The sequence below is a fragment of the Roseovarius amoyensis genome (assembly GCF_003260265.1).
Lineage (GTDB): Bacteria > Pseudomonadota > Alphaproteobacteria > Rhodobacterales > Rhodobacteraceae > Roseovarius > Roseovarius amoyensis.
In genome coordinates this window covers 55,165-78,039 of record NZ_QITQ01000014.1, presented here as the reverse complement: position 1 = coordinate 78,039, position 22,875 = coordinate 55,165, and the positions used below count along the sequence as shown (strand labels likewise).

The 22,875-nt window shown below is 66.8% G+C and carries 22 protein-coding genes and 1 riboswitch; of the genes, 17 read left to right on the top strand and 5 right to left on the bottom strand.

From position 1 onward, the window contains the following. Nucleotides 1-74: 74 nt before the first annotated feature. A complete protein-coding gene (locus tag DL899_RS12860; RefSeq protein ID WP_111734758.1) occupies nt 75-1,229 on the bottom strand; it encodes a phosphoserine transaminase in 1,155 nt (384 codons plus the stop codon). Between the two features lie 282 nt (nt 1,230-1,511). Between DL899_RS12860 and serB the strand changes: the two genes are divergently transcribed. The 4 genes from serB to DL899_RS12840 all read left to right on the top strand — a co-directional run bounded on the left by serB (nt 1,512) and on the right by DL899_RS12840 (nt 5,772). Then, the gene (gene serB / locus DL899_RS12855; RefSeq protein WP_111734757.1) at nt 1,512-2,381 is read left to right on the top strand and encodes a phosphoserine phosphatase SerB; all 870 of its coding nucleotides are present in this window, start codon (nt 1,512-1,514) and stop codon (nt 2,379-2,381) included. A gap of 53 nt (nt 2,382-2,434) precedes the next feature. Continuing rightward, a riboswitch (TPP riboswitch) is annotated at nt 2,435-2,544 on the top strand. 33 nt (nt 2,545-2,577) lie between these two features. Continuing rightward, on the top strand, nt 2,578-3,555 hold the full coding sequence (gene thiB / locus DL899_RS12850) for a thiamine ABC transporter substrate binding subunit (protein ID WP_111734756.1): 978 nt from the start codon (nt 2,578-2,580) through the stop codon (nt 3,553-3,555). Further along, on the top strand, nt 3,531-5,087 hold the full coding sequence (locus tag DL899_RS12845; protein WP_111734755.1) for a thiamine/thiamine pyrophosphate ABC transporter permease ThiP: 1,557 nt from the start codon (nt 3,531-3,533) through the stop codon (nt 5,085-5,087). The genes thiB and DL899_RS12845 overlap by 25 nt, the downstream gene beginning before the upstream one ends. Beyond that, nucleotides 5,074-5,772, top strand: a complete 699-nt coding sequence (locus DL899_RS12840; RefSeq protein WP_111734754.1) for a thiamine ABC transporter ATP-binding protein — start codon at nt 5,074-5,076, stop codon at nt 5,770-5,772. The genes DL899_RS12845 and DL899_RS12840 overlap by 14 nt, the downstream gene beginning before the upstream one ends. 133 nt (nt 5,773-5,905) lie before the next feature. Here DL899_RS12840 and DL899_RS12835 read toward each other — a convergent pair whose 3' ends face one another. Both DL899_RS12835 and DL899_RS12830 read right to left on the bottom strand, forming a co-directional pair. Continuing rightward, entirely contained in the window at nt 5,906-6,154 is a 249-nt protein-coding gene (locus DL899_RS12835; protein WP_111734753.1) for an EF-hand domain-containing protein, read from the bottom strand. 271 nt (nt 6,155-6,425) lie between these two features. Then, nucleotides 6,426-7,421, bottom strand: a complete 996-nt coding sequence (locus tag DL899_RS12830) for an asparaginase (RefSeq protein ID WP_111734752.1) — start codon at nt 7,419-7,421, stop codon at nt 6,426-6,428. 228 nt (nt 7,422-7,649) lie between these two features. Between DL899_RS12830 and DL899_RS12825 the strand changes: the two genes are divergently transcribed. Continuing rightward, entirely contained in the window at nt 7,650-8,162 is a 513-nt protein-coding gene (locus DL899_RS12825; RefSeq protein ID WP_111734772.1) for an invasion associated locus B family protein, read from the top strand. A gap of 110 nt (nt 8,163-8,272) precedes the next feature. Here the strand turns inward: DL899_RS12825 and DL899_RS12820 are convergent, their stop codons facing one another. Beyond that, nucleotides 8,273-9,217, bottom strand: a complete 945-nt coding sequence (locus tag DL899_RS12820; RefSeq protein WP_111734751.1) for an L-threonylcarbamoyladenylate synthase — start codon at nt 9,215-9,217, stop codon at nt 8,273-8,275. 140 nt (nt 9,218-9,357) lie between these two features. Here DL899_RS12820 and DL899_RS12815 point away from each other — a divergent pair, with 140 nt between their 5' ends. From DL899_RS12815 to DL899_RS12775, 9 genes are all read left to right on the top strand, one after another. Further along, on the top strand, nt 9,358-11,091 hold the full coding sequence (locus tag DL899_RS12815) for an acyl-CoA dehydrogenase (RefSeq protein ID WP_111734750.1): 1,734 nt from the start codon (nt 9,358-9,360) through the stop codon (nt 11,089-11,091). Then, a complete protein-coding gene (locus DL899_RS12810; protein WP_111734749.1) occupies nt 11,091-12,134 on the top strand; it encodes an MBL fold metallo-hydrolase in 1,044 nt (347 codons plus the stop codon). The genes DL899_RS12815 and DL899_RS12810 overlap by 1 nt, the downstream gene beginning before the upstream one ends. 115 nt (nt 12,135-12,249) lie before the next feature. Continuing rightward, nucleotides 12,250-12,384, top strand: coding sequence for an aa3-type cytochrome c oxidase subunit IV (locus DL899_RS12805; protein ID WP_111734748.1), 135 nt, complete (start codon nt 12,250-12,252; stop codon nt 12,382-12,384). A gap of 116 nt (nt 12,385-12,500) precedes the next feature. Next, the gene (locus tag DL899_RS12800) at nt 12,501-14,243 is read left to right on the top strand and encodes a heparinase II/III family protein (RefSeq protein ID WP_111734747.1); all 1,743 of its coding nucleotides are present in this window, start codon (nt 12,501-12,503) and stop codon (nt 14,241-14,243) included. A 26-nt stretch (nt 14,244-14,269) separates the two neighbouring features. Next, nucleotides 14,270-15,859: a bifunctional phosphoribosylaminoimidazolecarboxamide formyltransferase/IMP cyclohydrolase gene (gene purH, locus DL899_RS12795; RefSeq protein ID WP_111734746.1), complete on the top strand. Its 1,590-nt coding sequence runs from the start codon at nt 14,270-14,272 to the stop codon at nt 15,857-15,859. A gap of 25 nt (nt 15,860-15,884) precedes the next feature. Further along, nucleotides 15,885-16,355 carry a signal peptidase II gene (lspA, locus tag DL899_RS12790; protein ID WP_111734745.1) on the top strand — a complete coding sequence of 157 codons (471 nt, stop codon included), beginning with the start codon at nt 15,885-15,887 and terminating at the stop codon, nt 16,353-16,355. Nucleotides 16,356-16,387: 32 nt separating this feature from the next. Beyond that, entirely contained in the window at nt 16,388-16,936 is a 549-nt protein-coding gene (locus tag DL899_RS12785) for a DUF3035 domain-containing protein (protein WP_239494699.1), read from the top strand. Between the two features lie 98 nt (nt 16,937-17,034). After that, entirely contained in the window at nt 17,035-18,372 is a 1,338-nt protein-coding gene (locus DL899_RS12780) for a M16 family metallopeptidase (RefSeq protein ID WP_111734743.1), read from the top strand. After that, nucleotides 18,369-19,700 carry a M16 family metallopeptidase gene (locus tag DL899_RS12775; protein WP_111734742.1) on the top strand — a complete coding sequence of 444 codons (1,332 nt, stop codon included), beginning with the start codon at nt 18,369-18,371 and terminating at the stop codon, nt 19,698-19,700. Before DL899_RS12780 ends, DL899_RS12775 begins: the two co-directional genes overlap by 4 nt. Here the strand turns inward: DL899_RS12775 and DL899_RS12770 are convergent. Further along, on the bottom strand, nt 19,693-20,109 hold the full coding sequence (locus DL899_RS12770) for an RrF2 family transcriptional regulator (RefSeq protein WP_111734741.1): 417 nt from the start codon (nt 20,107-20,109) through the stop codon (nt 19,693-19,695). The two genes, DL899_RS12775 and DL899_RS12770, sit on opposite strands and share 8 nt — an antisense overlap. A gap of 152 nt (nt 20,110-20,261) precedes the next feature. Between DL899_RS12770 and ubiT the strand changes: the two genes are divergently transcribed. From ubiT to ubiV, 3 genes are read left to right on the top strand one after another with little or no spacing between them, the layout of a single operon-like run. Next, complete coding sequence (gene ubiT / locus DL899_RS12765) at nt 20,262-20,765, top strand: ubiquinone anaerobic biosynthesis accessory factor UbiT (RefSeq protein ID WP_239494698.1); 504 nt, start codon at nt 20,262-20,264, stop codon at nt 20,763-20,765. Next, complete coding sequence (gene ubiU / locus DL899_RS12760) at nt 20,762-21,778, top strand: ubiquinone anaerobic biosynthesis protein UbiU (protein WP_111734740.1); 1,017 nt, start codon at nt 20,762-20,764, stop codon at nt 21,776-21,778. Before ubiT ends, ubiU begins: the two co-directional genes overlap by 4 nt. 4 nt (nt 21,779-21,782) lie before the next feature. After that, on the top strand, nt 21,783-22,691 hold the full coding sequence (gene ubiV, locus DL899_RS12755; RefSeq protein ID WP_111734739.1) for a ubiquinone anaerobic biosynthesis protein UbiV: 909 nt from the start codon (nt 21,783-21,785) through the stop codon (nt 22,689-22,691). Nucleotides 22,692-22,875 lie beyond the last annotated feature (184 nt).

Below are 22,875 nucleotides of genomic sequence, written 5' to 3'. Positions count from 1 at the left end.
GCGTGTGCCGGGCTGAAGCCCGGCCTACACAGCAATCTCGCGGTTCCGTAGGCCGGGCTTCAGCCCGGCACGGATCACGCGGCCTCGGAAATCGCTTCGATCTCGGCCTGGAATGCCCAGTCGATCCAGGGCATCAGCGCGGCCACATCCGCCGCCTCGACCGTGGCGCCGCACCAGATGCGCAGCCCCGGCGGCGCGTCGCGGTAGGCGCCGATGTCGAATGCCACGCCCTCGGCCTCCAGCCGCTTGGCCACGGCCTTGGCAAAGGCGGCGCCATCGGTGATGCGCGGATCGGCGAAGGTCAGGCAGACGGACGTGTTCGAACGCACCGCCGGGTCGGCGGCCAGAAACGCGATCCAGTCGTGTTCGGCCACGAAACCCTGCACCACGGCGAGGTTGGCATAGGCGCGTTCGCGCATTCCTTCCAGCCCGCCGACCGAGCGCGCCCAGTCGAGCGCCTGCAGGTAATCCTCGACCGCCAGCATCGACGGGGTGTTGATCGTCGCCCCCTCGAAGATGCCCTCGATCAGCTTGCCGCCCTTGGTCAGGCGGAAAATCTTGGGCAGCGGCCAGGGCGGGGTATAGCTTTCCAGCCGCCCCACCGCGCGGGGCGACAGCACCAGCATCCCGTGCGCGGCCTCACCGCCCAGAACCTTTTGCCAGGAAAAGGTGGTCACATCGAGCTTGTCCCAGGGCAGGCGCTGGGCAAAGGCGGCAGAGGTGGCATCGCAGATCGTCAGCCCCTGGCGGTCGGGCTTGATCCAGTCGCCGTTGGGCACGCGCACGCCGCTTGTGGTGCCGTTCCAGGTAAAGACGACATCGTTGTCGGTATCGACCGAGGCGAGATCGACGATCTCGCCATAGGGGGCCTCTTTCACCTCGGCGTCCAGCTTGAGCTGCTTGACCACGTCGGTCACCCAGCCGGCGCCAAAGCTTTCCCAGGCCAGCATCTCGACCTTGCGGGCGCCGAGCAGGTTCCACATTGCCATCTCGACCGCCCCGGTGTCAGAGGCGGGCACGATGCCGATGCGATAATCGTCGGGAATGCCCAGGATTTCGCGCGTGCCCTCAATGGCGGCCTTGAGACGCGCCTTGCCGATGGCGGCGCGGTGGCTGCGGCCCAAGGCAGAGGTGTCGAACTTGTCGAGCGAAAATGTGGGGGGTTTGGCGCAGGGGCCAGAGGAAAAACGCGGATTAGCCGGCCGCGTTGCCGGTTGGTCGATAGACATCGGTGTTATCCTTACAGATATTCGCCCCTCGTTGGGGAGGGGTGTCCCACTGACGGGGATATGCCGGGCGCGGGCATTCGGCAACAGGTCTTTTGCCGCAGGTGCAAAAAACGCACGCGAAATCGGCACCAAAGCGGAACGCAGGTTTCCTATAGGCAAAATTCCAACGCCCAAAGCGTCGCACCATGCGGGAAATGCGAATCGCCACCGCATGCCCGTCAGCCTGTTCACCACCCGCGCGATCTGTGCTTATAGGGGGCGCCAAAAGGAGATGCCGACCCCATGTACACCGCCACGCTGATCGCCCGCCCCGGCGCGCTGGAGCCTGCCCTTGTCGAAAACCTGCGCAACGCCTGGGGCGGCGGTGCGGCGGACTGGCTTTCGCCCGACGAGGCGGCCGAGTTCGAAATGCCGGCGATGCCCGAGAACCTGTGGCAGGTTTGGGACGACCTTCAGGCACTGAAGACCGACCTTGCGGTGCAGCCCAGCGCGGGCAGGCGCAAGGCCCTGCTGCTGGCGGACATGGACAGCACCATGATCGGGCAGGAATGCATCGACGAGCTGGCCGAAGAGGCCGGTGTCGGCGCCCATGTGCGCGACATCACCGCCCGGGCCATGAACGGCGAGCTGGATTTCGAGGGTGCGCTGCTGGAACGGGTGGCCCTGCTCAAGGACCTGCCCGAATCGGTGATCGCCAAGGTGCTGGATACGCGCATCACGCTCGCCCCCGGCGGGCGCGAACTGGTGGCGACGATGAAGGCGAACGGCGCCTACACGGTGCTGGTCTCGGGCGGGTTCACCGCATTCACCGCCCGCGTGGCGGCCGATCTGGGCTTTGACGAGAACCGCGCCAACACGCTGCTGGCCGAAAACGGCCGGCTGACCGGCGATGTCGCCCGCCCGATCCTGGGACGCGACGCCAAGGTCGCCACGCTGATCGAGGTCGCCGCCCGCCGCGGCATCGCCCCCGCTGACGCGATCGCCGTGGGCGACGGCGCCAACGATCTGGGCATGCTGGGCCGCGCCGGTACCGGCGTCGCCCTGCACGCCAAGCCCGCCGTGGCCGCCGAATGCGACATCCGCATCAACCACGGCGATCTGACCGCCCTTCTGTTCCTGCAAGGCTACCGGCGCGACGACTTCGTGGCGTGACCCCACGCCGCGCCACGGCGTGCTTGTCTTCCCTGTCCGTGCCTCCTAGTGTCCGCCCTACCTCGGGGTGTCCCGGATCCATGATCCGGGACTGAGATGCGCAAGCGAACCCGTTGAACCTGAACCGGTTAGAACCGGCGGAGGGAAGGCCCGGATAGTCATCCAACCTTTGCCCTCGCGCCGCAACGGAGGATGTATGAAACATCTTGCATTTGCAGCGGGAATTTTCGGTGCCACGGCCGCCTTTGGCCAGGCACCGGAGTTGACCGTTTACACCTACGACAGCTTTGTCGCCGAATGGGGCCCCGGCCCGCAGGTAGAGGCCGCCTTTGAAGAGGAATGCGGCTGCGACCTGAAACTGGTGGGGGTCGAGGACGGCGCCGCCCTGCTGGCCCGCGTGCGGCTGGAGGGCGAACACACCAATGCCGACGTGGTGCTGGGGCTCGACAACAACCTCACCGCCGCGGCGGGCGAAACCGGGCTTTTTGTCCCGCATGGCGTGACCGCCGATCTGGATCTGCCGGTGGCGTGGGACGATCCGGTTTTCCTGCCCTATGACTGGGGCTGGTTCGCCTTTGTCCATGACAAGACGTTCGACGCGCCCACCAGCCTGAAGGCACTCGCAGACAGCGACGCCACGATCCTGATCCAGGATCCACGGTCGTCCACCCCCGGTCTGGGCCTGCTGATGTGGGTCAGGGCCGCCTATGGCGATGACGCCCCCGCGATCTGGGAAGGGCTGGCCGACAACATCGTCACGGTCACCAAGGGCTGGTCAGAGGCCTATGGCCTGTTCCTTGAAGGCGAGGCCGACATGGTGCTGTCCTACACCACCTCGCCGGCCTATCACCTGATCGCCGAAGCGGATGACAGCAAGACCACGGCGGTATTCGACGAAGGGCATTACCTGCAGATCGAGGTGGCCGCCAAGCTGGCCACCACCGACCAGCCCGAACTGGCGGATGCGTTCCTGCGCTTCATGATCTCGGACCGCTTTCAGGCGATCATTCCGACCACCAACTGGATGTACCCGGCGGTGATGCCCGAGGGCGGGTTGCCCGACGGTTTCGACACGCTGGCAAAACTCGGCAAATCCCTGTTGCTGACGTCCGAAGAGGCGGCGGCATTGCGGGATCAGGCATTGGCAGAGTGGCGCGCCGCGCTCAGCCACTGACGGCCGCGCCGGGGATCGGCGCGGCAGGGTTTCTTGCCGCGCTGATCCTGGGCACGCTGGCCACCGTCGCCTGGCGGGCCGAGGCCGGCGTCGGGCTGACCGTGGCCGACTGGGCGGCGCTGCGATTCACCGTTGTGCAGGCGGGGCTGTCGGCCCTGCTCAGCGTCGGGTTGGCGGTGTTCGTCGCCCGCGCGCTGGCGCGCCTGCGTTTTGCCGGGCGGCGGGCGTTGATCGCGCTATTGGGCGTGCCCTTTATCCTGCCGGTGATCGTGGCGGTGCTGGGGCTGTTGCAGGTCTTTGGCCGGGGCGGCTGGATCAGCGACCTGTTGGGCCTTTGGGGCCTGCCGCCGGTGCGCATCTACGGTCTGCACGGGGTGGTTCTGGCGCATGTCTTTCTGAACCTGCCGTTGGCCACGCGGCTGATCCTGCAGGGCTGGCAGGAGGTGCCCGCCGAACGGTTCCGCCTGGCGGCGCAGCTGCGTTTCGGCCCCTGGGCAATGTTCCGCCTTATCGAGGCGCCGATGCTGCGGCAGGTGGTGCCGGGGGCGCTGGCGGTGGTTTTTGCCATCTGCCTGTCCAGCTTTGCCGTGGCGCTGACGCTGGGCGGGGGGCCGCGCGCCACCACCATCGAGCTGGCGATCTATCAATCCTTCCGCTTCGAGTTCAACCTTGGCCGCGCGGCGTTGTTATCGGGGATGCAGATCGCGCTGACGGCGACGGCCGCGATGGTGGCGCTGAGGCTGGCGCGCGGCACCGGCTTTGACGGCGGGATGGACCGCCCGTTGCAGCGCTGGGACGGGCGCAGCGCAACGGCAAGGGCCATCGACGCGGCCTGGATCGGGCTGGCGGCCGCCTTTCTGATCCTGCCGCTGGCGGCAATCGCCACCTCGGGGTTGGCGCATCTGCCGGGGCTGCCGCAACTGGTTTGGCGGGCGGCGGCGGTGTCGCTGGCGGTGGCCGGGGTCAGCATGGTGCTGTCGCTGATGATCGCGCTGCCGATGGCCGGGGCCGTGGCACTTGGCCGGCACGGGCTGATCGAGGTGGCGGGGATGCTGGGCCTTGCCGCCTCGCCGCTGGTGATTGGCACCGGGCTGTTCATCCTGCTGCGCCCCTTTGCCGACCCCGCCGCGATGGCGCTGCCGGTCACGGCGCTGGTCAACGCGGTGATGGCGCTGCCCTTTGCCCTGCGCATCCTCGTGCCCCGCGCGCGCGAGGTGGTAGAACGCCACGGCCGGCTGGCGCTGTCGCTGGGCATGGGGCGCTGGGCGTTCTTGCGGCTGGTGTTCCTGCCGGCCATGCGGGCGCAGATCAGTTTTGCCGCCGGGCTGGCGATGGCGCTGTCGATGGGCGACCTGGGCGTGATCGCGCTGTTCGCCGGGGCCGAGACGGCAACCCTGCCGTTGGAAATCTACCGGCTGATGGGGGCCTACCGGATGGACGCGGCGGCAGGCGGGGCGCTGTTGCTGCTGGTGCTTTCGGTGGGCTGTTTCTGGGTATTGGACAGGGGCGGGCGCTGGCATGCTGAAGCTTGAGAACTGTGTCATCGACAATGGCGGCTTTCGCCTTGCCGCCGATTTTACGGTCGAGCGTGGCCGCATCATTGCCGTGCTTGGCCCCTCGGGCGAGGGCAAGACCACGCTGCTGGAGGCCATCGCCGGCTTTCAGCCGGTGATCCGGGGCACGATCAGCTGGCGGGGGCCAGAGATCACCGCGCTCGACCCCGGCGCGCGGCCGGTGGCGATGCTGTTCCAGGATGGCAACCTGTTTCCCCACCTCACGGCGGCGCGCAACGTGGCGCTGGGGTTGCGCCCCAACCTGCGGCTGACGCCCGCAGAATGGCAGACGGTCGAGGCCGCGCTGACGCGAGTCGGGCTGGCCGGGATGGGGGGGCGCAAACCCGCCGCGCTGTCGGGCGGGCAACGGGCGCGGGTGGCGCTGGCGCGGCTGATGGTGCAGCGGCGCGACATCCTGGCCCTGGACGAACCTTTTGCCGCGCTCGGCCCTGCGCTCAAGGCCGAGATGCTGGCGCTGGTAGCCGAGCTGGCGCGCGAAAGCGGCGCCACGGTGCTGATGGTCAGCCACGCACCCGAAGACGCCCGCAGCGTCGCCGACGAGGTGATCTTCGTCAGCGACGGCCGCGCCCAACCGCCGGTAAAAACCGCCGATCTGTTCGCCAACCCGCCGGCGGCGCTGCGCGCCTATCTCGGCCAGGGCTGAGACAGGCGCCACGCAAGAAAAAGCCGCGAACCGCTTGGGGGGCGGTTCGCAGCGGCTTCCGGGCCATGGGGACGGTCTGCGTTCGGGCTTGGGGAACCCCGCTGACCTGACCGCCTGCGGCCCGGAAGGGGGTTCAGCCTTCCGAGGCGGGCGGCAGCACACCGATTTCGCGCGCGGCGGCGACTTCATCGGCGCTCAGCATGCCGTCGCCATCGGTGTCGGCCTCGGTAAAGACCACCTCGCCGGCGTCCGGCATGGCGGCGCTGAATTCTTCCATCGACACGGCGCCGTCGCCATCGGCGTCCAGCGCCGTCGCGGCCAGAACGGCGGCGGGCATGGCAAAGGTCAGCGCAAGGCTTGCTGCGGTCAGTTTCTTGAACATGAAATTCACTCCTCTTGTCGTTTGTTGCGAAAGCGATGTGCTCTCGTCACACAAGATGAGGGCGGGCCGGCGCGATGTCTTTTGATCCGTCCGAAAAGCGTGAAAAAGCGCGGGAAAGAGCCCAAACCGGCCTTTGGCATAAGCGGGGCTCCGCCGCGTCAAACCGGTGCGCGTTCAGGTGGCGGGAACCCGCACAGGCGCAACCCCGGTTTGCGCGGAAACACGTCAGGTCAGGGCCGCGCCCGGCCGTGGCGGATTGCCGCCGAACCGGTCAGGCAAGCCCGCCGGCTGGGGCGATTCGGCCCGCCTCAATCCCGCGGCGCGACAGGACGGGCGCGTTGTAAAAGCGTCGCGTCGCCGGGTGATCGGTATCCAGCGCCCCCAGCCGCACCAGCAGCGCTGCAATGGTGCATTCCGCCGCGCGCGTGGCACCGTCGGCAACCTTGAGCGCGATACCAAGGCCGCGCTCGGGCAGGATGGCGACAAAGAATCCCTCTGCCCCGGTCTTTAGCGCTACGGGCTCAGAGCAGGCGCGCATCAACTCGGTGCAGGCGCGCCCCTCACCCGCGACCAGCGCGGGATGGGCCATCATCGCCTCTCGCAGCTGCATCATCGCCGTCTGGCGTGCATCCGCGCCCTCGCGCGCGTCGGCATAGGCGGCCATCGCGCGCGCCATGCCGTGAACCGTGGTGATGAAATTGGGCGCCGAACAGCCGTCGATGCCATAGCCAGGGCTTTCCTCGCCCGTCACCTCTTGGAACGCTGCCAGCACGGCCTTTTGCACCGGGTGGTCGGGGTCGATGTATTCAGGCCCCGCCGCCAGATGCCTCGCCAGCGTCAGAAAGCCCGCATGTTTGCCTGAACAGTTGTTGTGCAGCTGGCAGGGCTCTTCGTAGGCGCGGATCAGGGCGTTGCGTGCCTCTTCGTCATCAGGCACCTGTGTGCCACAGCGCAAATCGCCCTCGCCCAACCCCAGCCCGGCCAGCCAGTCGCGCACGCGGCTGGTGTGGATCTCGGCGCCGTTATGGGATGCGCAGGACAGCGCCAGTTGCTCGGTCGTCAGCCCGCAGGCATCCGCGGCACCGCTTTCCACCAGCGGCAGCGCCTGGATCATCTTGGCCGAACTGCGCGGATAGACCTGTTCGCGCGGATTGCCCCAGGCAGACACGATATCGCCCCCTGCATCGCAGATGACGGCATGGCCGTGGTGCCGGCTTTCGGCCAGGGGGCCGCGCCATATCTCGGTCAACAGGGCAGGGACGGTCATGGTCGGGCCTATTCCGGGTTCTGAAATCAACGGCTTGGGCGCGAAAACCCGCCGATTGATCCTTTCATGTCTCGCCTCTTTCAGGCTATTGTTGCAATGTCGAGGGAAACCCTCTGGCGTGCAAGAGCGTTGTCAGAACGCTGCCGCCGGCAGGTGATTATTGAGGCAGAATACGGCTTGGAGGCTCTAGATATGGGATCACCGATTGCACGTTCGGCCACGCGGCGCATGATTCTGGGCGCCATTCTGGCGATCACCGCAACCGGAACGATTGCCCGGGCGCAGGACGAAAGCACCAATCAGGTTGCCACGCAAACCGCCTGGAGCGTTTTCGAGGATAGCGACCCGCGCGAATGCTGGGCGGTCTCATCGCCCACCGAAACCGTCAACACCCGTGACGGGCGGGTCGTCGCCGTGCGGCGCGGTGACATCCTGCTGATGGCGTTCTATCGCCCCGATGCCGAGGTTGCGGGACAGATCACCTTTACCGGCGGCTATCCCTTTGCGGACGGGTCGACAGTCGAGGCGGAAGTCGGCGACGAAACGTTCGAGCTGTTTACCGAGGGCGAATGGGCCTGGCCCGCCAGCACCGCCGATGACTCCAAGATCATCGCGGCGATGAAGCGCGGCACCGAAGCGGTGCTGACGGCGCGATCGTCGCGCGGGACCCAGACCAAGGACACGTTTTCGCTGCTGGGCTTTACCGCCGCCGTGGAAGAGGCCGAAAAACGCTGCAAGTGACGGCGCGTCGCCCCGTTCAACTGCGGACATCATGACCTTTTCCGCCCCGGGCCCGAACCGGGGCCTCACACCGCTGATCCGCAAGGTTCTGGCTAGGGAGCCGGTGCGGCCTAGCCTCGTGGCGCCGCGGCCCGCCTCAGCCGGTCGTTGATCGCGCGGCCAAGGCCGGTTTCCGGGATAGGCGACACGGCAATCTGTCGGCCAGTCGCGTCGAGGCTGTGAAGGTGGGAAAACAGGTTGGCCGCGGCCTCTGTCAGATCGCCCGAGGGCGACAGGTTCAGATCGCAGTCTACCCGCCCGAAACCCAGCATCACCTCGCCCGGGCGCGGCGCGCTAGCATTCAGCCGCACCGCAGCACCGGGGGCATAATGCGATTGCATCTGCCCCGGCGCGGTCAGCGTCCCGTCCGACCGATGGCGCGCCAGCGGCTGGCCCAGCGCGGCATCTATCGCCTCTGCCGGCAGGCCGCCGGGGCGCAGCAGCGTGGGCCTGTCAGTCAGATCGATGATGGTCGATTCGACGCCGACCCCGCAGGCGCCGCCATCCACGATGGCCTCGATCCGCCCCCACAACCCTGCGCGCACATGCGCTGCCGTGGTCGGACTGATCCGGCCCGAGCGGTTGGCCGAAGGCGCCGCCACCGGCCCGCCAAAGGCCCCCAGCACCGCCTGCGCCACCGGGTGCGCCGGCGCCCGCACCGCCAGCGACGAAAGCCCGGCAGTGACCAGCGACGACACGCCCGCCCCCTCGGCCAGCGGCAGCACCAGTGTCAGCGGCCCGGGCCAGAACGCCCCGGCAAGGGCGTCGGCCGTGTCCGTCCAGCGCACAAGGCGCGCGGCCATTTCCGCCCCTTCGACATGGGCGATCAGCGGGTTGAAACGGGGTCTGTCCTTGGCCTCGAAGATACGCGCGACGGCATGGTCGCTGCACGCATCGGCGCCCAGCCCATAGACGGTCTCGGTCGGGAACGCCACCAGCCCGCCGGCGCGCAGGATTTCCGCGGCGCGGTCGCATCCGGCCTGATCGGCGGCAAGCATGACTGTGTCGGCGCTCATGATCTCTGACGCTGCGTTTCCGTTGATTAACACACACCAGGGCTAGAACCGGCGGCTTCTGCGATGCATAAAGACGCCTGCGGGCAATGCCAAGCCGGACAAAGGCACCGCGCCCGCGGCACGGACCAGGAGAGTACCAAATGCCCTATCGCGCCCCGGCTGACGAGTTCCGCTTTCTTCTGCGCCATGTCGTGGATTTCGATCAGGTCGCGGCAACCGACCGCTTTGCCGACGCCACTGAGGACACCGTGCAGGCGATCCTGACCGAGGCCGGCCGCATGTGCGAGGATGTGCTGGCGCCGCTGCAACGGCAAGGCGACCTGCACCCCGCGCGGCTGGAAAACGGCGTGGTGCGCACCAGCCCCGGCTTTGCCGAAGGGTACCGCGCCATCGCCGAGGGCGGCTGGGTGGCGATTGCCGCGCCGTCCGAATACGGCGGAATGGGCCTGCCAATGGTGCTGACCACCGCCGTCAACGAGATGATGAGCAGCGCCTGCCTGAGCCTGCAACTCTCGCCGCTGATGACCCAGGGCCAGATTGATGCGCTGGAAAACCACGCCAGCGAGGAGATCCTGAATAGATATCTGCCCAAGATGATCTCGGGCGAATGGGCCGGCACCATGAACCTGACCGAACCGCAGGCGGGCAGCGACGTGGGTGCGCTGCGCACCCGGGCCGAACCCAATTGCGACGGCAGCTATTCCATCAGCGGGCAAAAGATATTCATCAGCTGGGCCGACAATGATTTCACCGAAAACGTCTGTCATTTGGTGCTGGCGCGTCTGCCCGGCGCGGTGGCGGGCACCAAGGGGATCAGCCTGTTTCTGGTGCCCCGGCACCTGCCCGACGAGAGCGGCGCGCCGGGGAAGGCCAACAGTCTTCGCGTGGTCAGCCTTGAACACAAGATGGGCCTGCATGGCAGCCCCACCGCGGTGATGGAATACGACAACGCCACCGGCTGGCTGGTGGGCGAGGAACATGACGGCATGCGGGCGATGTTCACGATGATGAACAACGCCCGGCTGGGCGTCGGCGTGCAGGGCATCGGTGTGGCCGAGGCCGCCTGTCAGCACGCCCTGACCTATGCGATGGACCGCCGCCAGGGCAGCAGCCCGCTGTCCGGAGATGCCGCCACCGGCGCCATCATCGACCATGCCGACGTGCGGCGGATGCTGGCGACGATGAAGGCCGAGACCAGCGCCGCGCGCGCCATCGCGCTGGCCAACGCGGTTGCGATCGACATGGCCCGTGCCACTGGCGACGCGGGCTGGGCCGCGCGCGCCGCCTTCCTCACCCCGATTACCAAGGCGTTCGGCACCCGTACCGGCGTCGCTGTTGCCGACCTGGGTGTGCAGGTGCATGGCGGCATGGGGTATATCGAGGAAACCGGCGCCGCGCAGTACCTGCGCGACGTACGGGTGACGGCGATCTACGAAGGCACCAACGGCATCCAGGCGATGGACCTGGCCGGACGCAAGTTGATGGATGGCGGCGAGGCAGCCTTTGCCCTGATCGACGAGATTCAGAACCGGGCCGAGGCTGCCCGTGACCGCCTGCCCGACCTGGCCAGCCCGGTCTGGCAGGCCGCCGAATTGCTGCGCGAGGCAACCGAATGGGCGCTGGCGCAGACCGACATGAACGAACGTTTCGCCGGCGCGATGCCCTTTCTGCTGGGCTGGGCGCGGGTGCTGGGCGGACATTTCCACCTGGCCGCGGCGCTGGCCGAAGACAAGACCGGCAGCGCGGGGCATCGCAAGCGGCTGGCGCGGTTCTATATCACCCGGCTTCTGCCGGAACACGGCACGCTGCTGACCCAGGCGACCGCCGGAACGGACGATCTTTACACGCTCACACCAGAGGATCTGACAGCATGATGGACGGCAGCACAGGCATACTGCATTACCCGCACGCCGAGCCGCAAGACTGGGGTGAAGCGGTCGAGATAGCCGAGGGCGTGCTGTGGATTCGCCTGCCACTGCCGATGGCACTGAATCACGTCAACATCTACGCGCTCGACGATGGCGACAGCTGGACGGTGGTGGATGCCGGCTTCCACTCGAAACACTCGGTCGAGTTGTGGGAAAAGGTGCTTGCCGGGCCTCTGGCCGGGCGGCCGGTGGGGCGGGTGATCCTGACCCACCACCACCCCGACCACGTCGGCATGGTCGGCTGGCTGATGGAACGCTTCGGTGCCGAGCTGGTAACAACCCGCACCGCATGGCTGTTCGCGCGGATGCTGATCCTTGATGTCGAGGACAAGGCGAGCGAACAATCGCTGGAGTTCCTGCGCGGCGCTGGCTCCCCGCCCGAGATATACGAGGCCCGCAAGGCGCAGCGCCCCTACAATTTCGCCGATACCAGCTATCCGCTTCCGGTGGGCTATACTCGCGTCAAGCAGGACGACGTGCTGCACGCTGGCGGGCGCGACTGGGATGTGCATATCGGTAACGGCCACGCCCCCGAACACCTGACGATGTGGAGCAGGTCCGACAACCTGGTGATCGCGGGCGACCAGATCATTTCCTCGATCAGCCCCAATATCGGCGTCTATCCGACCGAACCCGATGCCGACCCGGTGGCCGAGTGGCTGGAATCCTGCGGCCGGCTGGCGGGGCTGGCGCATGAACAGCATTTGGTGCTGAGCGGGCACAAACTGCCGTTTTCCGGGCTGCCGGTGCGGATGCGACAACTGATTGAGAACCACCACGGCGCGCTGGGCCGGCTGCGAGAGCATCTTCGCACCCCGCACACCGCGGCCGAGTGCTTTGCGCCGCTTTTCAAGCGATCCATCGACGAAGGCATCTTCGGCCTGGCGCTGGCCGAGTCGGTGGCGCATCTCAACCACCTGCACCAGGCAGGCGAGGTGACGCGCTGGCGGCGCGAGGATGGCGCCTGGCTCTGGCACGCCGGGGAATAAGGCGACGCAGGCACGAAAATGCCCTGACTACAGTCGCATCCGGGTGGTGACAGCGCCCCGCGAATGGGATATCCAGCCGCCAGAGCGGCAACCGCATGACAGGGAAACCGGACCGATGAGCAAGCACAAGCACGGCGAAATGGACATCACGGCGCATGAGAAGACCTTTGAGGGCTTCATCAAGGTCAGCGCCTGGACCGCAGGCGTCAGCGCCTTCGCCCTGATCGTTATCGCCATCATCAACGGCTGAGCCGATACCGCGGCGCCGCAGGCCGCGTGTCTTGGCCCGATCTGCCGTGACTTGACCGAGCCGGGGCGCTATAGTGGCACCGTCGGCGCCGGCAAGAGCGCGCAGAGGCAAAAGGCATGGCGAATCCCCAAAACCTGACCCTGCGCTGGACACGGCTGCAAAACCGGCTGGCGGCGCGACGGGCGGTGCTGGGTCGGCCTGCTACCGCCTTCAGATCGCAGCCGGAACCGCGCAGCATCGGCAGCTTTGCCCGTGGTCGGCAACTGATTGCCGGCAATTTCCTGTTCGCCGGTCAGCTGGTACAGGCCCCCGACACCAACATGTGGGATATCGCCCCGCCTGACCGCGGCTTTGCCGAGGCGCTGCACGGGTTTGGCTGGCTGGATGACCTGGCGGCGGTGGGTGATGGCCCGGCACGGGCCTGCGCGCAGGCCTGGCTGTGGGGCTGGATCGAACGTTTCGGGCGCGGGCGCGGCCCCGGCTGGACGCCCGACCTGACCGGCCGGCGGCTGATGCGCTGGATCAGCCACGCCTTTTTCCTGCTCAGCGGGCAGGAAAGCGAGGCCTCGCAGGCGTTCTACCGCTCGCTCGCGGCGCAGACCAATTTTCTTGGCCGCCGGTGGAAGGCATCGGCACCGGGCCTGCCGCGATTCGAGGCGCTGACCGGGCTGATCTATGCCTCTATCTCGCTCGAGGGGATGGAGCGCCACCTTGCCCCGGCGGTGACGGCGCTCGACCGCGAATGCCGCAGCCAGATCGACGATCAGGGCGGCTTGCCCACCCGCAACCCCGAGGAACTGCTTGATGTCTTCAGCTTGCTGACCTGGGCAGCGGTGGCGCTGGGCGAGGCCGGGCGTGGCGCCAGCGAAACCCATTGGGCGGCAATCGAACGGATCGCGCCAACGCTGCGCACCCTGCGCCACGCCGATGGCGGGCTGGCGCGGTTTCACGGCGGCGGCCGCGGGCTGGAGGGGCGACTTGACCACGCGCTGGCCGACAGCGGGGTCAAGGGGCGCGCGCCGGGCGGGCTGGCGATGGGGTTTGCCCGGCACAGCGCCGGGCGCACCAGCATCATCATCGACGCCGCGCCACCGCCGCAGGGCCGCGCCTCGGCCGATGCGCATGCCTCGACTCTGGCGTTCGAACTGACCTCGGGCCGCAGGCCGCTGATCGTCAATTGCGGCTCGGGCGCGAATTTCGGGCCCGACTGGCGGCGCGCCGGGCGGGCCACGCCATCGCATTCCACCCTGGTGCTGGCGGAGAAATCCAGCGCACGGCTGGGTCCGGTGCGCGACGGGCGCGAATACCTGGTCACCGCCCCGCGCAAGGTACCTGTCGAGCTTAGCCAGGCGCAGGACGGGTCGCGATTCGAGGGCGGGCATGACGGCTATGTCGCCGAATTTGGGCTGACCCATGTGCGCCGGCTGGAACTGACATTCGACGGTCGCGGGCTGGTGGGCGAGGACATGCTGCTGACGCTCGATGACGATGACCGCCCGCGTTTCGACGCCGCGCTGGATGCCACCGGCCTCGATGGTATCCCGTTCGAGATCCGCTTTCACCTGCACCCGGATGTGGATGTGTCGCTGGACATGGGCGGGCATGCCGCCTCGATGGCACTGATGAGCGGTGAAATCTGGATCCTGCGCTGCGACGGCAGTACCACCATGGCGCTGGAACCCAGCGTTTATCTGGAAAAGACCCGGCTGAAACCGCGTGCGACCAAACAAATCGTTCTATCCGGCCGCGCGATGGAGTATGCGACCCGCACACGTTGGTCACTGGCCAAACCGCAGGAGTCGCCTGTCGGCATCCGCGACCTGGCCCGCGACGGGCTGGACCCGGTGACCGAACCCTGACTGGAACGAGCAAGGAATTTCCACAGATGACCGACAATGCGCCGCTGCGCCGCGCCCTGATTTCCGTTTCCGACAAGACCGGCCTGATCCCCCTGGGGCAGGCGCTGGCCGAACGTGGGGTCGAACTGGTTTCGACCGGCGGCACGGCCGCAGCGCTGCGCGAGGCCGGACTGAAGGTGCGCGACGTCGCCGAGCTGACCGGCTTTCCCGAGATGATGGATGGCCGCGTCAAGACCCTGCACCCGGTGGTGCATGGCGGGCTGCTGGCGCTGCGCGACAACCCCGCCCACACCGGCGCGATGGACGAACACGGGATCGGCCCCATCGACCTGCTGGTGGTCAACCTCTACCCGTTCGAGGAAACCGTGGCCCGCGGCGCCGATTATGACACCTGTGTCGAGAACATCGACATCGGCGGCCCGGCGATGATTCGCGCTGCCGCCAAGAACCACGCCTTTGTCACCGTGGTTGTGGATGTCGAGGACTACGACAAGCTGCTGGGCGACATGGACCAGCACCAGGGCGCCACATGCCCGAAATTCCGCCGCAAGCTGGCGCAAAAGGCCTATGCTCGCACCGCCGCCTATGATGCCGCGGTCAGCACCTGGATGGCCGACGCCATCGGCGTGGCGGAACCGCGCCGCCGCGCCTTTGCCGGCACCCTGGCACAAAGCCTGCGCTATGGCGAAAACCCCCACCAGAACGCTGCCTTCTACACCGATGGCAGTGCCCGGCCGGGCGTTTCGACGGCCGTTCAGCACCAGGGCAAGGAGCTGAGCTACAACAACATCAACGACACCGACGCAGCCTTTGAACTGGTCAGTGAATTCGACCCGGCCAATGGCCCGGCCTGCGCCATTATCAAGCACGCCAACCCCAGCGGCGTGGCAAGGGGCGACAGCCTGAAAGACGCCTATCGCCGGGCGTTCGACTGTGACCGCACCAGCGCCTTTGGCGGGATTGTCGCGCTCAACAGCCCGCTCGACGCTGAAACGGCCGAGGAAATAACCAACATCTTTACCGAGGTGGTGATCGCGCCCGAGGCTGACGAGGGCGCGCGCGAGGTATTTGCCCGCAAGAAGAACCTGCGCCTGCTGACCACCGGCGGGCTGGCCGACCCGGCGTCGCCCGGGCGGGTGTTCCGGCAGGTTGCGGGCGGTTTCCTGGTGCAGGACCGCGACAATGGCCGGATCGCGGCCGATGCGCTGAAGGTCGTCACCAAACGCGCCCCGGATCAGCGGGAACTTGCCGACATGCTGTTTGCCTGGTCAGTCGCCAAGCATGTGAAATCGAATGCCATCGTCTATGTCCGTGACGGCGCCACCGTCGGCATTGGCGCCGGCCAGATGAGCCGTGTCGACAGCTGCCGCATCGCCGCCCGCAAATCGCAGGACATGGCGGGCGAGCTGGGCCTGGATGCGCCGCTCACACAGGGCAGCGTGGTGGCCTCTGACGCGTTCTTTCCCTTTGCCGACGGGCTGTTGACCGCGGCAGAGGCTGGCGCGACAGCGGTGATCCAGCCCGGCGGCTCAATGCGCGACGAAGAGGTGATCAAGGCGGCTGACGAGGCCGGGCTGGCGATGGTCTTTACCTCGATGCGCCATTTCCGGCACTAGCCCCGGCAGAAAGGGAAAACCCGCCATGCGCCGTGTGTTATGGGCCGGATTGGCCATTCTGCTGCTCGATCAGGTGACGAAATACTGGGTCGTCCACATGCTCGATCTCGACCGCCTTGGCCGGATCGAGCTGTGGCCGCCCTATCTGAACCTGCGCATGGCGTGGAACTACGGCATCAATTTCGGCCTGTTCGCGGGCGATGCACCGGCCACGCGCTGGGTGCTGATCGCGCTGGCGCTGGTGATATCGGCGGCGGTGCTGTGGTGGCTGAGGCGCGAACAGGGCGGCCCATGGCAGGAAATCGCCGCCGGCGTGCTGGTCGGCGGGGCGCTGGGAAATGTCATCGACCGGGTGCTTTATGGTGCGGTGGCGGATTTTCTCAACATGTCGTGCTGCGGCATCGACAACCCTTATGCCTTCAACGTCGCCGATATCGCGGTTTTCGCCGGGGCCATCGGCATGGTAGTATTCGGGTCGGGGAAAAAGGCCGCGTGACCTTTGGCACATGATGCGCTAAGGCTGCGCGAATGACGACGGGAGACTGGCGGATGACGTTGCCGCGCAAGATCATCATGATTGGGCTGGTGCTGGTTCTGGCCGCGTGTTCACGCGACCGCGACATCACGCTGACACGGTTCCAGACCGAGGGTGACGGACCGGACGAGTTCGCAATCGTTCCCGGCAAGCCGCTGCAGGAACCCGAAAGCTATGCCGAACTGCCCCCGCCCCAACCCGGCGCGGGCAACCGCACCGACCAGACCCCTATCGAGGATGGCATCGCCGCGCTGGGCGGTAACCCCAGCGTGATTACCAGCACCGCCATCTCGCCCAGCGACGCCGGGCTTGTGCGTCACGCCGGGCGCCACGGCACCGATCCGGCGATTCGTCAGACCTTGCGGGCCGAGGACGACGAGATCCGACGCAGGTACGGCCGCAGGAACCTGCTGCGCATCGGGCCGAGGGATGACTACACCGACGCCTACAAGCGCCAGTGGCTGAACGAGCAGGCCGAACGCGAACGCCTGCGCCGCGCCGGCATCGTGACGCCGTCCGCACCGCCGCCGGCCTCACGCTGACGCGCGCAGCCGCCGCCTTGAACTGGGGCGCACGCGACGTATCTTGTCCCCCGATGATGACCCGACACCCCGCCAGAGGGGCGGCAAGGAGGCAGTTCATGCGCAATTATCTCGCGGCGCTCTGCGCGATACTGTTCGCGGCAGTGGCGCCGCCGGCCCTGGCAGAGGATGCCGTCACCACCTTCGATCTCGACAATGGCATGCAGGTGGTGGTGATCGAGGATCACCGCGCGCCGGTGGTGGTGCACATGGTCTGGTACAAGACCGGTTCGGCCGATGAAACGCCCGGCGTCTCGGGTGTGGCGCATTTCCTGGAACACCTTATGTTCAAGGGCACCGACACGCTGGAGCCGGGTGAATTCTCGGCCACGGTGGCGCTCAATGGCGGGCGTGACAACGCCTTTACCAGCTATGATTACACCGCCTATTACCAGCGCATCGCCGCCGACCGGCTGGAACTGATGATGCGGATGGAAAGCGACCGCATGGTCAACCTGCAACTGGACGAGGCCGCTGTCGCCACCGAACGCGACGTCATCATCGAGGAACGCAACCAGCGGGTCGAAACCAGCCCCGGCAGCCTGTTTCGCGAACAGATGAACGCGGCGCAGTATCTCAACCACCGCTACGGCCAGCCAATCATCGGCTGGATGCACGAGATGCGGGCGCTGGGGCTGGATGACGCGCTAAGCTTTTACCGCACCTATTACGCCCCCAACAACGCCGTGCTTGTGGTCGCCGGCGATGTCGAGCCGGACGAGGTGCGCGGCCTGGCGGAAACATACTATGGCGCGATCCCGGCCAACCCGGACCTGCCCCAACGCCTGCGCCCCGAAGAGCCGCCGCAGATCGCCGAACGCCGGCTGGTGCTGAAGGATGCGCGCGTCGGCCAGCCCTATGTCAGCCGCAGCTACCTGGTACCCGAGCGCGACAGCGGCCAACAGCGGCAGCCTGCGGCCCTGACCGTGCTGGCCGAGGCCCTGGGCGGCGGCAATACCTCGATCCTGACCGAAAAGCTGCAATTCGACGAACGGCTGGCGGTCTATACCGGGGCCTATTACGGCGGCACCTCGCTGGACGATACCACTTTCGGCATCACCGTGGCCCCCGCGCCCGGCGTGACCTTGGAACAGGCCGAGGCGGCGATGGACGCGGTGCTGACCGAGGCTGCCGAAACCGGCATCGACCCCGATCAGCTGAGCCGTATCAAGATGCAGGTGCAGGCGCATGAAATCTATGCCCGCGACGATGTCGGGCGGCTTGCCAATCGCTATGGCCGGGCGCTGACGCAGGGGCTAACCGTCGCCGACGTGCAGGCCTGGCCCGAGGTCCTGCAATCGGTCACCGCCGAAGAGGTGCGCGAGGCCGCGCGCATCCTGCTTGACCGCGACCGATCCGTGACAGGCTGGCTTTTGGCCCCGGAGGTGACGCAATGAGGCTCTTTCGTTCTGTCCTGATCCCCGCCCTTGCCCTAGTGGCCATGCTTGCGGCCCTGCCCGCACGGGCCGGTGTGGATATCCAGGAAATCACCACGCCGGGCGGCATCGACGCCTGGCTGGTCGAGGAACATTCGATCCCCTTCGTGGCGCTGGAACTGCGCTTTCGCGGCGGCACGTCGCTGGATGCGCCGGACAGGCGCGGCGCGGTCAACCTGATGACCGGGCTGCTGGAAGAAGGCACCGGCGACATGGATGCGCGCGACTTTGCCCGCGCGACCGAGGAAATCGCAGCCGAATTCAGCTATGGCGCCAGCGACGACGCAGTCAGCGTCTCTGCGCGATTCCTCACCGAAACCCGCGATGAGGCGATCGAGTTGCTGCGCGCCAGCATCACAGCGCCCAGCCTGACGCCCGAGGCCATCGAAAGGGTGCGCGCACAGGTGATCGCGGGGCTGAATTCCAGCCTCAAGGACCCCGGAACCATCGCCCGCAACACCTTTGCCAGCCTGGTCTTTGGCGATCACCCCTATGGTAGCCCCTCCGACGGCACCATCGAAAGCGTCTCGGCATTGACGCGCGACGATCTGCTGGCGGCGCACAAGGCGGTTTTCGCGCGTGACAGGGTCTATATCAGCGCGGTGGGCGACATCACCGCGGACGAGCTGTCAGCACTGCTTGACCGTTTGCTGGGCGACCTGCCCGAAACCGGCGCGCCGCTGCCTGGCCGGGCGGACCAGAACCTGCCCGGCGGGATCGAGGTGATCGATTTCGACACGCCGCAATCATCCGTGATCTTCGGCCAGCCGGGGATCGACCGCGAAGACCCGGACTTCTTTGCCGCCTACATCCTCAACCACATCATCGGCGGCGGCGGGTTCGAAAGCCGGCTGATGACCGAGGTGCGCGAAAAGCGCGGGTTGACCTATGGTGTCTACACCTACCTGTCGGACAAGGATAACGGCGAGATTTGGGTCGGCTCGGTCTCGTCCGCCAATGACCGGGTGGCCGAGACGATCGAGGTGATCCGCGAACAATGGGCGCGCATCCGCAATGAGGGCGTCAGCGCCAGGGAACTGGCCGACGCCAAGACCTATATCACCGGCGCCTACCCGCTGCGTTTCGACGGCAATGGCCCCATCGCAAACATCGCGGTGGGGATGCAGATTGACGGGTTTCCCAAGGATTATATCGCCACGCGCAACGACCGGATGAACGCGGTGACGCTGGAAGATGTGAACCGGGTGGCGCGTGAGCTGCTCGACCCCGACAAGCTGACCTTTGTCGTGGTGGGCCGCCCCGAGGGGCTGAGTTCGACCCTCAATTGAACTGCGGCGGTGACGGCAGGGCGATATCGGCCAGGGTCGAATCATCGAGTTCCTTCAGAAACGCCGCCTCGGCCCGCTGCAGACGATTACGTAGCGAGCAGCAGCCAACCAGGGTGCAGTTGTTCTTGTCGCTGAAGCATTCGACGATCGGCTGACGATCCTCCAGCAGCTCCACCAGCGTACCGAGCCTGATCTCCGAAGGCGGACGCGCCAGCATCGCGCCGCCGCCACCGCCGCGGCGGGTCTTGACGATGCCCGCCTGCGCCAGGCGCTGCATGATCTTGGCCAGGTGGTTGCGTGAAAGCTGCAATTCCGCGGCCAGATCGGCCGTTGAAAAGGGCTGATCGGGTGCGCTGGCCATGCGCATCAGCATTCGCATGCCATAATCGGTGAAATGGGTGAGACGCATAGTCGCTCCGGCTTTTAATCAGCATTTACAATATTTATTCGCAGGCATACGATTGCACAAGCATCAAGGGCCTGCGCAGCAATAGAAGCAGCGCACCATCCGTACAGTACCGGCCCCCCCAAACCCAATTCCGCAGAAGGATCAGTGCTGCGATGACGACCATGCAAACCCTTCGCCCCGTGCCTCGCGGTGCGGGGCTTCCTAGTACCGCCCTGCGCATGGCGCTGCAACCGGTTCTGCGGCGCGTGGTCCGCCGGATCGCCGCCCGCCACCCCGAAATGTTCGCGCGGATCGCGCCCTATCAAAAGGCCGATTTCCTGATTGTTGCCAAGGAATTGCCCTTTGCCCTGCATTTGCGCCCCGACCCGGATGCGCCGGTGATGCGGGCGGTGCCCAAATCGCCGCTGCCGCCCTGCGATGCCCACATCGAGGGGCCGTTCATGCTGCTCTTGAACCTCGTCGATGGCGAGAGCGACGGCGACGCCGCGTTCTTTTCGCGCGACCTGACGATTTCGGGCAATACCGAGGCCGTCGTCAGCCTGCGCAACGCGCTGGACGATGTCGACAGCTCCATTGCGCAGGAAACCGCCGATCTGTTCGGCCCGCCGGGCCGCGCCGTGCTGGGCCTGCTGCGCCGGCGGGGGGCCGCGGCATGACGGCAGAGGATTTCTCCAAGGCGGGCGAACTGGTCTGCCCCGCCGGCACCCCCGCCGCGCTGCGCACCGCTGTCGATGCGGGCGCCGATTCGATCTATTGCGGCTTTCGCAACGCCACCAACGCGCGCAACTTTCCGGGGCTGAACTTTACCCCCGAGGAATTGCAGGCCTCGGTCGCCTATGCGCATGAACGCGGATCAAAGGTGCTGCTGGCGCTCAACACCTATCCGCCCGCCGGCAAGGTCGATCTGTGGCGCGAGGCGGCCGAACACGGGATGCGCGCGGGCGTCGATGCCTTCATCGTTGCCGACATGGGCGTGGCGCAGCACATCGCCACCACCCATCCCGGCGCGCGGTTGCACCTGTCGGTGCAGGCGGCGGCCTCCAGCCCCGAGGCGATCCGCTATTACTGCGAAAATTTCGGCGTGCGCCGGGTGGTGCTGCCGCGGATCCTGACCATCCCCGAAATCAAGCAGATCAAGCGCGACATCCCCTGCGAGATCGAGACCTTCATTTTCGGCAATCACGGCCTGATGGTCGAGGGGCGGTGCAGCCTGACCAACTGGATGACCGGGCTGTCGACCAACATGGACGGGGTCTGTTCGCCCGCTGCCGACGTCACCTATGACCGCGAGGCCGACGGCAGCATGAGCAGCCGCCTGGCCGGGTTTACCATCGACCGCTTTGCGCCCGAGGAAACCGCCGGCTATCCCACCATCTGCAAGGGTCGCTACAATGCCCCGCATCGCCCCGATGGTTATTACGCCTTTGAAGAGCCGATCAGCCTCAACCTCGGGCGGCTCTTGCCCGATCTGATGGCCGCCGGCGTGCACGCCTTCAAGATCGAGGGGCGGCAGCGCTCGAAAAGCTATGTCCGGCAGGTGGTGTCGGCCTTTCGCCGCGCCGTCGACGACATCCGCGAGGGCCAGGCGCCCGATATCGGTGACCTCGTGGCGCTGACCGAAGGGCAAAAGGAAACCCAGGGCGCCTTCAAGACCAAGAAATGGAGGTAAGGCAATGGAGCTGACCCTTGGCCCGGTGGCCTATCACTGGAGCGCGATGAAAAAGCTCGATTTCTACGCCCGTATCGCAGACGAGGCGCCGGTTTCGACCGTCTACCTGGGCGAGGTGATCTGTTCCAAGCGCGCGCCGTTCTTTGAACGCGAGATGCCGCAGGCGATCGAGCGCCTGCAGCGCGGCGGCAAGCGCGTTGTGGTGTCATCGCTGGCCGAGGTGATGCTGAACCGCGAACGCCAGGCCACCGCCGACCTGGCCGACAGCAATGATTTCGAGGTCGAGATCAACAATGCCGCCGGGCTTTATGCCCGGGGCAAGCGCCCGCACCGGGTTGGCCCCTTTCTGAACGCCTATAACGAGACCACCATCGCCTGGATGGCCGGCCAGGGCGCAACGCATGTCTGCCTGCCGACCGAGATGCCGGCGACCGCCGTGGCACTGGCGGCAAAGGCCGCGCAGGGATTGGGGCTGGGGGTCGAGGTGCAGGTGTTCGGCCGCGCGCCGCTGGCGGTGTCGGCGCGCTGCTATCACGCCCGCGCCCACAACCGCACCAAGGACAACTGCCAGTTCGTCTGCGAGGACGACCCCGACGGCATGCCGCTGGCCACCCGCGACGGCACTGCGATCCTGCGGGTGAACGGCATCCAGACCCAGTCCGAAAGCTATATCGAGCTGCTGGCCGAACTGGACGAGTTGCGCGGCATGGGCGTGACCCACGCCCGCCTGCTGCCGCAAGATGTCGACATGGTCGCCGTCGCCAACGCCTTTGACGCCGTGTTGTCGGGGCGCATCGCACCGGCAGAGGCGCGCGCGCAGCTTGGCCAGGGCTGCCCCGACGTGAGCTTCAGCAACGGGTTCTTCTACGGCGAGGCCGGCTATCGCCACATCCAGCGTCGCGCGGCGGGCTGAGGGCGAGCCCCCAAGGAAATGTGGCTGGGCAACGTTGTGCCCAGCCACGCCCTGTTGGACTTTTTCTTCGCACGCAGGCGAATGGAACCTGCGTCCGTTGGCTCGACCGCGACCGCATGCAAAGGGAGGAGGAGTTGCATACGGCCCGTCGTCTTCTGACCATGATCACATGCACAGGGAGGAG

Bases quoted from the DNA above. Each gene is read 5' to 3' on its own strand.
- DL899_RS12860 (WP_111734758.1), bottom strand. From the start codon at position 1,229: ATGTCTATCGACCAACCGGCAACGCGGCCGGCTAATCCGCGTTTTTCC.
- serB (WP_111734757.1), top strand. From the start codon at position 1,512: ATGTACACCGCCACGCTGATCGCCCGCCCCGGCGCGCTGGAGCCTGCC.
- thiB (WP_111734756.1), top strand. From the start codon at position 2,578: ATGAAACATCTTGCATTTGCAGCGGGAATTTTCGGTGCCACGGCCGCC.
- DL899_RS12840 (WP_111734754.1), top strand. From the start codon at position 5,074: ATGCTGAAGCTTGAGAACTGTGTCATCGACAATGGCGGCTTTCGCCTT.
- DL899_RS12835 (WP_111734753.1), bottom strand. From the start codon at position 6,154: ATGTTCAAGAAACTGACCGCAGCAAGCCTTGCGCTGACCTTTGCCATG.
- DL899_RS12830 (WP_111734752.1), bottom strand. From the start codon at position 7,421: ATGACCGTCCCTGCCCTGTTGACCGAGATATGGCGCGGCCCCCTGGCC.
- DL899_RS12825 (WP_111734772.1), top strand. From the start codon at position 7,650: ATGATTCTGGGCGCCATTCTGGCGATCACCGCAACCGGAACGATTGCC.
- DL899_RS12820 (WP_111734751.1), bottom strand. From the start codon at position 9,217: ATGAGCGCCGACACAGTCATGCTTGCCGCCGATCAGGCCGGATGCGAC.
- DL899_RS12815 (WP_111734750.1), top strand. From the start codon at position 9,358: ATGCCCTATCGCGCCCCGGCTGACGAGTTCCGCTTTCTTCTGCGCCAT.
- DL899_RS12810 (WP_111734749.1), top strand. From the start codon at position 11,091: ATGGACGGCAGCACAGGCATACTGCATTACCCGCACGCCGAGCCGCAA.
- DL899_RS12805 (WP_111734748.1), top strand. From the start codon at position 12,250: ATGAGCAAGCACAAGCACGGCGAAATGGACATCACGGCGCATGAGAAG.
- DL899_RS12800 (WP_111734747.1), top strand. From the start codon at position 12,501: ATGGCGAATCCCCAAAACCTGACCCTGCGCTGGACACGGCTGCAAAAC.
- purH (WP_111734746.1), top strand. From the start codon at position 14,270: ATGACCGACAATGCGCCGCTGCGCCGCGCCCTGATTTCCGTTTCCGAC.
- lspA (WP_111734745.1), top strand. From the start codon at position 15,885: ATGCGCCGTGTGTTATGGGCCGGATTGGCCATTCTGCTGCTCGATCAG.
- DL899_RS12785 (WP_239494699.1), top strand. From the start codon at position 16,388: ATGACGACGGGAGACTGGCGGATGACGTTGCCGCGCAAGATCATCATG.
- DL899_RS12780 (WP_111734743.1), top strand. From the start codon at position 17,035: ATGCGCAATTATCTCGCGGCGCTCTGCGCGATACTGTTCGCGGCAGTG.
- DL899_RS12775 (WP_111734742.1), top strand. From the start codon at position 18,369: ATGAGGCTCTTTCGTTCTGTCCTGATCCCCGCCCTTGCCCTAGTGGCC.
- DL899_RS12770 (WP_111734741.1), bottom strand. From the start codon at position 20,109: ATGCGTCTCACCCATTTCACCGATTATGGCATGCGAATGCTGATGCGC.
- ubiT (WP_239494698.1), top strand. From the start codon at position 20,262: ATGACGACCATGCAAACCCTTCGCCCCGTGCCTCGCGGTGCGGGGCTT.
- ubiU (WP_111734740.1), top strand. From the start codon at position 20,762: ATGACGGCAGAGGATTTCTCCAAGGCGGGCGAACTGGTCTGCCCCGCC.
- ubiV (WP_111734739.1), top strand. From the start codon at position 21,783: ATGGAGCTGACCCTTGGCCCGGTGGCCTATCACTGGAGCGCGATGAAA.